The sequence below is a fragment of the Caldisphaera lagunensis DSM 15908 genome (genome assembly GCF_000317795.1).
Lineage (GTDB): Archaea > Thermoproteota > Thermoprotei_A > Sulfolobales > Acidilobaceae > Caldisphaera > Caldisphaera lagunensis.
This window is the reverse complement of the sequence record NC_019791.1, coordinates 901,360-915,674: the sequence shown is the minus strand read 5'-3', so window position 1 is coordinate 915,674 and position 14,315 is coordinate 901,360. Positions and strand designations below refer to the sequence as shown.

The 14,315-nt window shown below is 27.5% G+C and carries 9 protein-coding genes and 1 tRNA gene; 4 read left to right on the top strand and 6 right to left on the bottom strand.

Features of this window, described 5'->3' with window-relative positions:
- Positions 1 to 377: 377 nt before the first annotated feature.
- Together CALAG_RS04455 and CALAG_RS04450 are read right to left on the bottom strand one after the other, a co-directional pair.
- Positions 378 to 1,433: a glycosyltransferase family A protein gene (locus CALAG_RS04455; protein WP_015232544.1), complete on the bottom strand. Its 1,056-nt coding sequence runs from the start codon at positions 1,431 to 1,433 to the stop codon at positions 378 to 380.
- A 53-nt stretch (positions 1,434 to 1,486) separates the two neighbouring features.
- Entirely contained in the window at positions 1,487 to 2,998 is a 1,512-nt protein-coding gene (locus CALAG_RS04450; protein WP_172633883.1) for a lipopolysaccharide biosynthesis protein, read from the bottom strand.
- A 518-nt stretch (positions 2,999 to 3,516) separates the two neighbouring features.
- Here CALAG_RS04450 and CALAG_RS04445 point away from each other — a divergent pair.
- Together CALAG_RS04445 and CALAG_RS04440 are read left to right on the top strand one after the other, a co-directional pair.
- Positions 3,517 to 3,825 carry a glycosyltransferase family 2 protein gene (locus tag CALAG_RS04445; RefSeq protein WP_048816751.1) on the top strand — a complete coding sequence of 103 codons (309 nt, stop codon included), beginning with the start codon at positions 3,517 to 3,519 and terminating at the stop codon, positions 3,823 to 3,825.
- A gap of 118 nt (positions 3,826 to 3,943) precedes the next feature.
- On the top strand, positions 3,944 to 4,747 hold the full coding sequence (locus CALAG_RS04440) for a hypothetical protein (RefSeq protein WP_048816750.1): 804 nt from the start codon (positions 3,944 to 3,946) through the stop codon (positions 4,745 to 4,747).
- Between the two features lie 53 nt (positions 4,748 to 4,800).
- Here CALAG_RS04440 and CALAG_RS04435 read toward each other — a convergent pair whose 3' ends face one another.
- Positions 4,801 to 6,153, bottom strand: a complete 1,353-nt coding sequence (locus CALAG_RS04435) for a glycosyltransferase (RefSeq protein WP_245529220.1) — start codon at positions 6,151 to 6,153, stop codon at positions 4,801 to 4,803.
- A gap of 1,138 nt (positions 6,154 to 7,291) precedes the next feature.
- Here CALAG_RS04435 and CALAG_RS04425 point away from each other — a divergent pair.
- Positions 7,292 to 7,921: an FkbM family methyltransferase gene (locus CALAG_RS04425; protein ID WP_048816748.1), complete on the top strand. Its 630-nt coding sequence runs from the start codon at positions 7,292 to 7,294 to the stop codon at positions 7,919 to 7,921.
- A 317-nt stretch (positions 7,922 to 8,238) separates the two neighbouring features.
- Here CALAG_RS04425 and CALAG_RS04420 read toward each other — a convergent pair.
- Positions 8,239 to 8,329 (bottom strand) — tRNA-Pro (locus CALAG_RS04420).
- A 312-nt stretch (positions 8,330 to 8,641) separates the two neighbouring features.
- On the opposite strand from CALAG_RS04420, the gene CALAG_RS04415 reads away from it, so the two are divergent.
- Positions 8,642 to 10,762, top strand: a complete 2,121-nt coding sequence (locus CALAG_RS04415) for a glycoside hydrolase family 31 protein (RefSeq protein WP_015232541.1) — start codon at positions 8,642 to 8,644, stop codon at positions 10,760 to 10,762.
- A 1-nt stretch (position 10,763) separates the two neighbouring features.
- On the opposite strand, the gene CALAG_RS04410 is transcribed toward CALAG_RS04415, so the two are convergent.
- The gene (locus CALAG_RS04410; protein ID WP_015232540.1) at positions 10,764 to 11,915 is read right to left on the bottom strand and encodes a nucleotidyltransferase family protein; all 1,152 of its coding nucleotides are present in this window, start codon (positions 11,913 to 11,915) and stop codon (positions 10,764 to 10,766) included.
- A 9-nt stretch (positions 11,916 to 11,924) separates the two neighbouring features.
- Positions 11,925 to 13,778: a glutamine--fructose-6-phosphate transaminase (isomerizing) gene (glmS, locus tag CALAG_RS04405; protein WP_015232539.1), complete on the bottom strand. Its 1,854-nt coding sequence runs from the start codon at positions 13,776 to 13,778 to the stop codon at positions 11,925 to 11,927.
- Positions 13,779 to 14,315: the final 537 nt, after the last annotated feature.

Sequence of the window (14,315 nt, the reverse complement as noted above, 5' to 3'; positions counted from 1 at the left end):
TACCATGAATTAGGGTATATAGAAATTACACTTTTTTAAAAAGTGAGCCAGGTGATTATGAACCGCCTTTGAGAATTTATTTAATATTATACCGTACTATTTATTGATGACAAAATAAAATTTTATATTGTAATTCATAATTAAAGTTCTTTATGAGTATTGAACTTTTAAAATATAAAAGAAGAGTATTTAGAATCATATCTCTAGATTTTTATGCATGGACTGATGAAAAGCTAGGTTACGTATATAAACAATATTTTAACATAGATGAATTCATTTAATATTTATGTTTCGAATATTTTAACAATTATTCATAACATGAATAGTTGATATTATTTTCCTATTATTTTGAAATAATCTTTATTATGATCTTACAATTAATTATTTGTTTTTCTTTTAAATAATGCAAGATTATTTTTGCTTACCCATCTAATTCTCCAATATAATTCTCTTAATTCACTAGGTAATTTAGAGACAATAATATCTAAGAAAAGAACAGCTAACAATTTTTTATCTCCAATAAACTTATGTTCTTTTCCCAGCTTATATAAAATTAGAAAATCATAAAATGATGATATAGGTCTATTTTTAATAGCCCAACTCGGAGTAGAAGATGCCTCGATTCTTCTTATTAGTTCATATGGTTTTATGTAGTCAATGCATGGTATATTATTAGTATAATCAATAATTTTTCTAGCATCAACCGCCCATTTATTATATGTTTCTGCAAGAGTTATTAATGACTTTTTAAAATCTTTTCTATAGACATATCCATGAGGCGTAGATGAACTCATGTGTATTCTGTATCTAGTTAAACTTTGACCTGATAAATATAAAGAACCCTTTTGCTTAATTGCTAAAGATAGCATAGCTAAATCTGGAGAGCTCTTTATTGTTTTTAATAAATTTAATGATTCTTTTCTTTCAATTATTTCTTTAGCTATCGCAATAGAGCTAGCATTATGAAACCCACCGGGATTTATAAAAAGCTTATCGCAATATCTGCTTGGATCTTGAATGTATATATCTGGATATATCATATTCTGATCAATGATGTTACCATTTTCATTTATTATTTTTTGGTTATTATGAAAATATATTAAATCATTATATTTTTGAAATGTTGAATAAATATATTGCAATCTATTGCTCTCATATACATCATCATCCTCCAGAAATGTAATAATTTGTCCTTTTGCTTCCTTAATACCTATTTCATACTTTAAGCCCAAATCTGCTGTTTCTGGAATAATATTTTTCCAATTCATGCAATCTATAAAGCTATCTATTTTAGGATCTTCAAAATTCTTTATTACGATTACCTCAAATTTATTTTCATCTAATGTTTGATCTTTTAAGCTTTTTAATGCATCTAATAAATACTCCTTTCTTTTATATGCGGTTACCAAAACTGAAATGCTTTGATTATTCATAGACATACCAATTTATTATTAGATTATCTCGGAGATATAATAAATTTACTATGCTATTCTTTAGGAAGATCCAAAAAACTCCAAATGATCTCAAAGAAAAATTTTAAATTATTAGGCAAAACTTCATTTAATGCAGTATAATCTTCTTTATCAAGCATTTTAAAAAATTTGAAATTAAAAATTATTATTAAAATACCTAATGTAATATACAAAGGTAAATAAATAACATTAAACCCAGTTAAGTATTCGACAAAAAGTAAGCCAAATAATAAGATAAGAGATGATATGGAAACTTTTAAATACTCATTTAAATTTATTTTTAGTAAACCATGCTTTCTCACCCTAGGTAATGCAACAGCTATAAAGCTAATAAATCTAGACAAAACGTATGCTATTGCGGCTCCAGTAGCAAAGTATAAATTTATAAGATATGGAGCAAGAAAACCTATTATTATTGCTCCTATTACTGATTGTAAAGCTAAAGCCTTTGAGTCTTTTTTAGCGCTTAAAGCAATTGTTATAGGTATATCATAGCTCATTAATGCATGTCCAACAGTGAGTATAGTAAAGGCTTTCCAATCATGAACAAATCTTTGTCCCAACAATAATAAAATTAAAGGTTTTCCCATAGCTCCAACTAATAATAAAAAAGGTATTGATAAAATTGTTGTATACCTTATAGATTTTTCTACTATTTCTTTATTTAAACCATTTTTCTCTTCTAAACCTAATAATGCAGGACTTAATGATGCCGCGATTGAATTTGGTAACATCTGTGGAACCGAAGATGCAAGCATAATAGTTGAATAAATACCCAACTCAGCTAAACCTAACTTATACAAGACAAACAACTTGTCTACATTACTTAATAATGTAACAATTAATGATCCCAAAACTAAAGGTATAGCATAAGAAATTATTGGCTTTAATTTGCTCCTTGTATCCTTTCCAAATATGAGCTCTCTGCTCCACATAGTATAAAAAATTGAATTAATAGCATCACCTATAACCCAACCTACAACTAATCCAAAAGCACCATATCCCATAAAGAGTAATAGCATGCCGGTAAGATATCTTCCTAATGCCCATAAGATCTGTATTATTCCCATTTTACCAAACTTCATTAGTGCATTAGGACCTATTCCAGCATATGAATTATAAGATGATAAAGCTATATCAATACCTAAAATTTTAACTATGTTACTATAAACGGGAGATCTATAAAGTAATGAAGAAATTTGATATGAATACAGAAACATTACTATAAATATAACGAATCCGCTTGTTAATCCAATAATAATTCCTAATCTATATAAATATCTTGCTTCTTTCTCTTTTCCACCTTGATAATATCCAATAATAAACCTAGAAAAACCGTTTGATTCCCAAGTAGCAGCTAAGCTTATAAATGTTAATATTATTACTGAATCAAAATAAGAACCTAAACCGTTAAATCCTATTATTCTAACTATAGTTAGATAAAATATGAATTGCATTATTGTTACTGCTGCATTTGCTGAAAGCAGCTTTGACATACCTTTAAATACTTTTGCTCTAATTGACATAGCCATCAATTATAGAAGAAAATATGCTAAATTAAAAACTTAAATTAACAAAATATTTCTTATTGTTACATTTAATTTAAATATTTTAATTATTATGATATCAATGTAAGGGGTATTATTATAATTTTTATGTAAAATTTTAATAGAATATAGAATGTTCAGTGATTTGCTGACTGTAAAAAGTTTTATATTTATTAAATAAAATTTTTATATGCCAAAAATTAATGGGATTTGATAATAAATGTCATTTATTTAGGTTTTACAAATATTACTTATTATTACAATCAAATACAAAACACATTAAGATTTTAATAATCTAAATTTTATATAAATTATATAAAAAATTTTAATATACAATAAAGTTGTATTCGACTGATTTAGTTATCATAAAGTCCTGCATTTTATTCATAAATAAAATAGATTAAACCATTAAAATATCAAACATGTAGTGTTATTTTATCTTATTTTTTCAATTAATCTTTTAAGCCTTACTATTAATATTAATAATGGCGTATAGTATGGAATATCCAAAAATTTCAGTCATAGTTACTGCTTATAATAGAAAGAAATATTTACCATATGCTTTGCAAAGTTTGGAACAACAAACCTTAGATAAGGATAAGTTTGAAGTAATTGTTATAAAAAATTTTGAAGATCAATTATCTGATAAAATAATAGAAAGAAATAATTGGAAAAATATGGTAATAGAAGAGAACAATACATTGGGAGAAAAACTTAGTTTAGGTATAGATGAATCTAAAGGAGATATAATAACCTTTTTGGAAGATGATGATATGTATAAACCAGAAAGGTTAATGTATATATAAAAGCTTTCAAAAAATTAAAAACCTAATATATATAAGTAATGATGTTGATGTAATTGATGAAAACAATAATATAATAGATAGAAAATTATATGCCATTAAACCTTCATTTAACATAATAATGAAAAGTGATGATCCTAGATGGGAAAAAATTATTGCAAAATATGAAATTCATGGTAATAATAGTTCCATTGCTGTAAATAGAAGTATAGCTGAAAATATTAAAGGTCTAAAAGGGAGTATGATTGATTTAGCTATTATGGTAATATCATCATTTAGTGAAGGTCTTTTATTCTATACGAGTAAAAGGTTAACATATTATAGAGTACATATTAATAAAAATGCATTAAAAAATCAAAAAAGCTATGAACAATTATACAATACAAATACGTCATTTACCTTTTTGGCAAATTATCAATTTTTCCAAACAGATATTTCATTTTTTAAAAAATTTCAAAATAATTGTGAAAAATCATCAAATGTGTTTTGCGAGAAATTAGCATTTGATTATTTAGCCAACATTTGGGCTTTAAATCTTGATAGTAAACAACTAAAATTACCTATTTCTCAATGGAGAATATTAAAATTTGCTCTATTACGTTCAATTTTATCTGGTACTAGCCTATTTAACATATTTATAAATCTTGCAAAATCATCTTTTTTTGTATTTAATAAGAATTTACCTTCAACACTTAGTTTATTCATAAAAAATATTAAAGATAAGATTAATAAATATCTTGATGATGAAGATAAACTAATCCTATATACAATAAAAAAGAATGGAGGAATTATGGATATAAATCAAATAATGATTAAAACAAATATTAATAAAAATAAATTGAATAGAAAACTATCAAAACTTATTGATTGGGGATATTTAGAAGAAGTTCTTTTTGATGGAGTAAAGAAATATAGAATTAAATAATAATTTGATAAAGCTTTCTAAAGAATTGCAGATATTTATTAACTTTATTTCTTTTATTTCATAGTTTCTTTAAATATCTTTGCATATTGTTTAGCGACATTATCCCATGAGCTATGAATTCTTATAAAACTTTCAGTATTATCAAAAAGATCTCTTGTATTATCTGTTTTTGAAAGCTTAATTATTTCGTTTGCAAATGATTTAAAATCAAACTCATTCACAATCCTAACAGGTTTAATGTTTTTATATAAATAAACTAATTCAGGAATTCCATAGGTAATAACTGGTGTTTTAACTCCTAGAGATTCAAGTATCACCAAAGAATAGCCATCTATATGTGTTGGGTAAATAAGACCCTTTGCCTTTGAATATATTTTAAATAGTTCTTCTTTATTTTTTAAAAAACCTAAAAATTTAATTTTTGGGTATATTTTCTTCAATTTATTTATATATTTAGTTGTTTCATTAGAAGAATGACCAACAAAAACAATATAATCATCGATTTTATTTTTTAATTCTTTTAATATATAAGGCATATCATATAAACCCTTAAGAAGATCTAGATAACCTCCATAAACAAAATAATTCTCTTTATCATAGCTTTCATTTGATAAAGCTAGAGGATCAATTGCATTAGCTGGGTAAATAAAGTAATTTTTTATGTTTTTATTTAAATTCATGGAATTTCTAAATTGAAAATATGAAGCAGGATTAATCCATATAAAATTTATAGGTAAATTTAGGCTAATTAATTTATCATAATAATATTTAATGCTAGAATAGGGAGAAAAAAGACTTAATCTAACCAATTTTATAATATTGGATATAGAATTCATGTAAAACATAGATGCAGTTTTACGTAACGCCATATACCAGTTAAAAGGATTATGGTGAATTATATTATAAATAGGTTTTTTAAAAATCTTAGCAAAATAAATAAATTCTGATGTCGATTCAGTAGGATTCATTATATATTGAACATTACCCACATCACTTATAATATCTTTCATAATTTTTATTTCTTCATCTCTTAATTGAGGAAAATCCTTATAATGAATATATTTTAATTTTTCTTTAATAAATTTATCAACTTTGCTAAAGAAATTGGATTCAATATTATGCCTTTTTAATATTTTATTTTTTTCTTCCAAATAGGAAAAAACTATGCTAGGAATAATAACTTTATTTTGTTCCATAATTCTTAATGTTTTATGTAATGAATCAGCATAAACTTCATCGTTCAAAGCCCAAAATAATATAGAAGGATATGGAGAATAAATAACTCTAAAACCTAAATGTGGTAATCTAATTATTATTTCTGCATTATGAATTCCACCTCCACCAATTTTTCCATTAATATCTGCAGGTCCTATCGTGAAGATTTCCATTTTTAATCCTACTATCATAACTATCATGAAAATTTAAAAGTCTTTTATAATTTGAAATTCTATAAATCAAAAATTTTTTGATAGCATTAAAGAATTATACTAAATTAATATCAAAACAATATTTCAAGGAAAAAGATAGAAATAAAGATTTGATATTAGTTCCTTAGAAGAAACATAATCCTACAAATTTATAATTTGTTATATAAATTTATTGTATATCAAGGTTGTGTCATTCATGAGACATGGATAAGAATTTTTGAAATAATAATAAAAGACATCAATACTTAATTTATTTAATAATAATGCATTACCCATAAGCCTTGCTAAATTCATCAATTTATAATAATTTTATTTATATTGATCATATTAAAACATAGTAAAATCTAATAACTATTCATATTTTTACATATTTCTGGAATGTGCAATTCAATCCAATGCAGAAATCTCCATATTTTGATACTCTACGTATTGGTCATCAAGAAGAGAGTGACTTCAGTTAACTCTACCTATTAGATCCCGAGCCAAAATGATTCTGTTAAATTGGATTGTTTTTACATGAATTCTAATATCAGGTTAAGACTTACTATTAGTATTATCATTGCGAGTCCCAAGTAGTTCATGAAATTATTAGCTGTAAAATTGAATGTGATCTTTGTCTTCTCTTCTGTTTCTATAGTATTTGGATAGCATATAGAGGACATGGTCAAATCTTTTCTAACTATGGGGATTATGTAGAATAGCATTAATAAGACTTAGCTTTTGATACAATGGTCGATGGAATGAATAGTGTAGACGTGAGGCATAAGATGATGTTGGTTAATGACCAAAAATTTCAGCATAAACTGTTCGAATCAAAAAAATATAAGAGAGGAAACACTTTAACTTAATAGAAAGTTTCAGGGGGAAATTTTAATGATTTTTAAACAAATATATTTAAATCGAAAGTTATACTATGAAATTATGAGACAGAAATATGGTTTTCATAACGCTTTCAATATTATCTTTAAAAGAAACAGAAAATTAATTACTAACAATGGATATATAATGAAATATAACTATCAAAATAAAAAGGATATTTTTCAAGTATTCTTGCTTTCTTTTCTTCATGGAGCTGAATTTAGGGATAGAGAAGGTTTTTGGCATCTAGATCAGGAAAATGATATTGTTATTAACCCCTAATGGGTTAAAATTCTATATTGAGAACTTCGACCCGCTAATATTTTCAGAGACCTTTATTTATGATATACATTATTCTGATAATCTTAATGGTAAAATAGTAATTCAAGCTGGCGGTTTTACTGGAGATACGGCATTGTATTATGCATCAAAAGGGGCAAGAGTTTATTCCTTTGAGCCAGATCCAATTAACTATGAATTGGCTTTAAAGAACATATCTCTTAATCCTCATCTAGCGCAAAATATTATTATGAAAAATTACGCGCTTGGAAAAGACGAAATAATTGACTTTCCAATTACTGGTACTGGATTCTCATCAGCTTATAATCTAAATACAGGCAAAACCACTAAGGTAAGAAGTATATCAATCACTCAAATAATTAAGGAATTTAATATAACAGATCCATATTTATTAGATCTTGATATCAAAGGCAAAGAATTCGAAGTAATTAATGATGAATCTTTATCCCTTTTTAGGAAAGTTAGAATAGAATATTCTCCTGATCTAGTAGGATTGAAAGATTATGGATTTAAATCAATAAGAGTTTTTAAACATAATTGTTTAAATTACGATTTACATTATCATGGGACAATTGAAGCAACAAAATGAAATAAGAGATTCGGTGCCATAGTGAAGATTCGTATTAAAGATATATTATAACGTTAAGATAAAGATATAGATACTTCTGCAATTGGCAGGTTCCTTTTTTCTAAGAATGCTGAAAGATAGAATTTAAAAGAATTACTTGTTTTATTCTGCAGTAATGGATCTAAAGGATACAACAAGAGTATATAGCTAAAAATTAATTTATCCTTAATCAAGCTTTCTAATTAAACATATCAAGTTAATTCATAATTAACGTTATTTTATAATTATTTTATTTAAAATTAAAATTGAGGTCTTTAAATTCTGCTCATTAATATTTATGGGCCCGGGGGGATTTGAACCCCCGACCACAGGGACCCGATTCGGGTGCATATGCATACCCCGCATCCTGCCAAACTGGACTACGGGCCCTCCATATTAAATTAATATAGAAAATTTTAAAAATATTACTAAGCAATGCTTATCAAAACTTGTTTTTTTATCAATCAAATTAAACGCAAACTTCCATATATAAAAATGATCTTGATACAAGAAAAGCCAATAATGTTGAGGTCTATTCTTTGCTATACTTATTTTTCTCTATAATAAATATATCTTCTTGTTTATAGGAAATGTATTTAGATTTGATTATTTTATTTTAAAATCTTTATTATCTACATCTTAAATAATATTAAATAGCAAATAATATTATTTTCTTAAATAATTACTATTAAGGGTAAGAAAATGGCAACTCTAAAATTTGATGAAACTAAATTTAAGCCAATATCTTTTCATCCCTATGAAAAAAGATTTTTTAAAGATGGTTGTATTTATTCAGATTACGGTAAAATATGTTTCTCATTAGTTGATAAAGGTATTATAAGAATTGGAAACAATATTGAAGGAAACACAAATGAAACCTTTATAACAAATGGTTTTAAAATAAGTATTTTACCAAAACTAACCATTTATAATAATGAAAAAATTCTAGAAGAGTGGGGAACTGGAGAAAAAGAAGGAGATAGATCTTGGTTTGACCCTTTATTTGATCCAGAATTAATGGGAGAAAATAAATCAACAATAACAACTGGATTATTAACTTGCAAAGATGGTAAAACATGTTATTCATTTGCTCTTTCTTTATCCCCAAATGAACCTATTTATGGTTTAGGAGAACATTTTGGGCATTTAAACAAAAGAGGTTTTGATTTCATAACATGGGCAGCTGATATGCCTTCTACTCCAAACTATGCAACTTATATTCCAATACCTTTTATTTGGTCCCCTAAAGGTTGGGCCATTTTAATAAATACATCTTCACCAGTTTATTTTGACTTAGGCAAAGCATCTTATGATAGATTATTAATAATAACTAGAGGTTATTTTGATGCATATCTATTTTTAGGGAATGTAAAGGAATTATTTAAATCTTTATATAAAATAGCAGGAAAGCCAAGTAACGAATTACCAAAATGGAGCTTTGGTTTTTGGCAAAGTAAGTGTGCTTATAAAACCCAAGAAGAAGTATTAAATGTTTCTAAAGAATTAAGAAATAGAGGTTATCCAGGAGATGTAATTCACATAGATCCTCCATGGGAGGGTAATTGGGATAAATATGGTTGCGATACAATAGATTTAGAATGGGATGAAAAAGCATTTCCAAACCCTGAAGAAATGATTAAAAAGTTGCATGAAATGGGCTTTAAATTGTCTTTATGGATAAATCCATATATTGAACCAGAAACTAAGCTTTGGGAAGCTATGAAAAATAAATTGATGAAATCAAAAAATGGGGGTAAAGCAGTTCCTTTAGCTGATTGCCAAACTATAGAAAAAGCAGGAATTCCTGATTTGTTTGATAAGGAAGGATTTGAGACATTTAAGAATATATTAAAGGAAAAAGTGCTAAAATATGCTGATGTAATTAAGGCTGATTATGGTGAAGGCGTTCCTTATGATGCAATATCAAATGGATTAAGTGGTGAAGAGCTTCATAATTTATTTTCTCTTTATTATATGAAAGCTGTTTATGATGCAACAAAAGAAACAAAAGGTTATGGAATAGTATGGGGTAGGTCAGGTTATACTGGTGTTTGGCAATATCCATTACAATGGGGTGGAGATACACCATCTTCTTGGGAAGGGTTAAGGCAAGCTATAAGGGGTTTGTTATCATTTCATTCATCAGGTAGTATGTTTGCTTCATTTGATGTTGGTGGATTCATAGGAAAGCCTAGCGAAGAGCTATACATAAGATGGTTGCAAGCAGGAATTATGGTAAGTCATGTTAGGGCTCATGGAAATAGTGAAAGAGAGCCATGGAAATATAACGAGGAAATTACAAAAAAGATTTTGAAATTAAGGTATAAATTGTTGCCTTATATTTATAGTGAATCAATAAGATCTGTTAAAGAAGAAATACCACTTATAAGGCCTCTATTTTTTGAAAATCATAATGATCCAAATACTTATAATATAGATGATGAATATTATTTTGGTAAAAGCTTACTAGTTGCCCCTATTACTCAAGAAGGTAATAGAAGGAAAGTCTATTTACCTTCTGGTGAATATTTTGAATTCTTTTCAGATAAGATTTATGAAGGAAACAAATGGTATGATTTAACATATGATTTAGATAAGTTTCCTCTATTCGTAAAATATAATTCAATTATTCCAATGTTAAGCAAGGAAATTAGTTATATAGAAGATAAAAAGTACTTTGATGAATTGGAATTTCACGTATATGGCAAAGATGCTGAAATGGATTATTATGATTATGAAGTAGAGGCAAAAATTGTTTGCAAAAATGGAGAATGTAATGTATATAATTTACCAAAAGTAAATTATAAATTTATTTTCCATTAAATTATTCAACAACTTTTCCACTACCTATAACTGTAAATGGATTAATTCTTTCTTTTGGAGCAATTATTGCACCTAATTTTACTTCTCCAAGAAATTCTGTTATACCCTTTAGTCTATCTGGTAACATTTCTGGGGTACCTTCTATTAGATGGGAACTTTCTTCAATTTTAGCACCTTCACCAATTACAGAATTCCTTATTTCTGATAATGCTCCTACATAAGCATCTTTCATAATTAAAGAATTTGAAACTATTGTGTTTTCCCCAATAACTGCATTTTCCTCAATGCTTGTATAAGGTTTTATTATGCTTCCAGCTAATATCTGCGCCCTTCTACCAATATAGGCTGGACCAATAATTATCGCCCCTTCTTCTATTGTTGCATAATCATCTATTACAACTCCATTAGAAATTATTGCAGATCTGCTAACGTTTGCTGTATTGTTAATTTTAATTCCAGATGTATTTAAAATAATTTTTAATGCATCCAATAAATCCCATGGATATCCCACTTCAATCCACTTATTATTCCATATTATACCTCCAACTATACCTTCCTTTGAAACCATAGCCATTGCACTTTCAAATTGATCCTTTGATAATCTTTCTAATTGGTTAACATCTGAAACAATTAAACCAGCAAATACATAACCTCTATTTTTTAACCATGTTCTTGTTTTTTCATCAGCCTGGTTATAGCTTGTTATTTGCCCCCTATAATCAATTGTTACAAATCCATATGTTTCCAATCCTGTTGAAACAGAAGAAACACCTATGACTATTGGATATCCTGATGAAGCATAATAATCTATAACAGCTTTACCAATGCCTGGGCTTGCTAAAAAACCAGAATATGCTATCATAACCTGATCTTCATTCCTCTTTTTAGCTTCTAAAACAGCTGTATAAATTCCCCCTCTTATGTCTTCACCTTTTTGCCCTACAATATAAACATCTTCATCTCTTGGAATTGCCATGTTTTCATAACCTGGTGGAACTATAACAACGATTTTCCTTATGCCTGCATTTCTCAAAATTTCAACACTATAATCTAGCAATTGTTTACCTCCAATTTCTAGAAAAGACTTTGGTTTTTCTTTAGTTAAAGGCAAAAGCCTTTTTCCATACCCTCCAGCTAACACTACTCCAATCATTTTTATCACCTACTCAACAGTTACTGTTTTAGCCAAATTCCTTGGCTTATCCGGATTATAACCCCTCTCAACAGCTAATCTATAAGCAAGTATTTGGAATAACGGAGTTAAAATAAAAGGTTCTAATTCCAAGATATTATTTGAGGGGGGCATTTCTGCAAAATAAATATTTCTTTTATCTTCCTTTAACTCCAATCTCAAATCAGCTGGTTTCACAACTATTACTTTAGCATTTCTAGCTGCCATTTCTATCGCATTTCCTGCTATCTCATATGCATCGCTTGTAGAAACTATGTAAACGGGGAAATCTTTTTCAATTAAAGCTATTGGTCCATGTTTGCTTTCTCCTGCTGGATATGATTCTGCATGCAAATAAGTTATTTCCTTAATTTTTAATGCCCCTTCCATTGCTATAGCAGATCCTAATCCTCTACCTAAAATATATGATGAGTTCTTTTTATGAAAGTTTATTAAAAAAGGAATTAAGGTATCGCTTGCCTCTAATGATGACTGTAATAAATTAGGTGCATATTTTAGATAATTTAATATATTATTTTTCTCATCTTTATCTATTGTTTTTATTTCATAAGAAATAAAGGAGGAAAGCATTTCCAAGAGCATTATTTGAGACAAAAAAGTTTTTGTTGCAGCTACCCCAATTTCAGGTCCGGCCCTAGTATATAATGAAAAATCAGATTCTCTAACTATAGCGCTGCCTAAGACATTTGTTACAGCTATAATTTTAGCCCCCATTTTTTTAGCTTCTCTTATTGCTTGTAATGTATCATAAGTTTCTCCACTTTGAGAAACTGCAATAACTAGATCATCGCTCTGAAGAGAAGAAGAAACATAGCTCATCTCAGATGATATTATTGGATATGAAAAAAGCCGGGCTCTCCTTGCTAATATCTTAGAAAAAACTAAAGAAGCATGATAACTTGTCCCTGCTGCTGTCAAAAAAATTCTATTAGATGATGAGATCATTTCAGCTGCTTTTATTAATGCAGGATCCTCAATATTTCCTTCAAATGTTTCCCTTATTGCATTAGGTTGTTCATAAATTTCTTTAATCATGAAGTGCTGATAACCACCCTTACTAGCTGCCTCTGGTGTTAATTCAACAGTTTTTACTTTTAATGCTATTTCCTCAACGCTTAATTTTCTAAACCCTCCTCCAGGTAATAACTTATAAATTTCAAAACCTGTTGGGCTTATATATCCAAATTCTCCATCTTCTAGCAATAAAACAGTCTTTGTCATATCAAGTAAAGCAGGTAAATCGCTTGCTATTGCCTTTACGTTTTCATTAAATCCAATGATTAATGGTGATCTCATTTTTGCAAAATAAATTTTTTCGCTTTCTTTTTTATATAATATTCCAAATGAATAAGTTCCATCAATTTTGGATAATGCATTTGCTAATGCTTCAATAAAATTGTTATTTTTATTTACTTCTTCTTCCAACAGATGAGCAAACAATTCTGTATCTGTTTCACTAATTATTTTATGACCTTTGCTTTCTAATTCAAATTTTAATGAGGCAAAATTTCTTATAACTCCATTGTGAACAACTGCTATGTTACCTGTGCAATCTAGATGAGGATGAGCATTTTTATCATTAACTCCTCCATGGGTTGCCCATCTTGTATGAGCAATTCCTGTATAACCAATTAAATCTGATAGGTTTACCCTTTTCATAACAGATTGTAAATCACCAGCTCCTTTTTTATAATTTATAGAATCATTATTTATCACTGCAATTCCTACGCTATCATAGCCTCTATACTCTAATCTTTGAAGTCCTACAATAAGTTTATCAACAATATTGCATTTTTTATTAGTTATACCTATTATACCGCACAAAATTTCTCCCTCAAAATTCCATTTATTTATAGTTTACAAGGATTTTAAATTTTACCAAATAATGAAGGCTTTGCTGATGAGGAGAAAGCTAAATAAAAACAAGGAGTAAGCCAAATAAACAAGGAATAAATAATTTTAAAATATTAATAGGATAGCTTTAAGCTTGTTTCTAATCTTAGAAAAGGCTATCTAGAGGCAATTAATAAGAATTCTGGATTTATGTTTATATCAAATAATAGCCTCAAATAACGTTTATTTTAGATTTTGAAGGTGAACCATATAAGTATCAAGCCAATAAACCAAAAAGGAAATACTAAAAGTGATTTAGCAGTATTACAAGTATAGATTATAATGCCGTAATGGGATTGTAAGAATTACATGAATAAGCATTAACTATCATTAGACTTAATAAATGAAAAGATTTTAGATTGGGAATACATATCATATAAGAATTATTAATTTTATTTTTTAAATTTTATTAAGCTTTTTATACTAGTTAAACAAATTCTTTATATAGAATAATTAAGGTGCAAGATT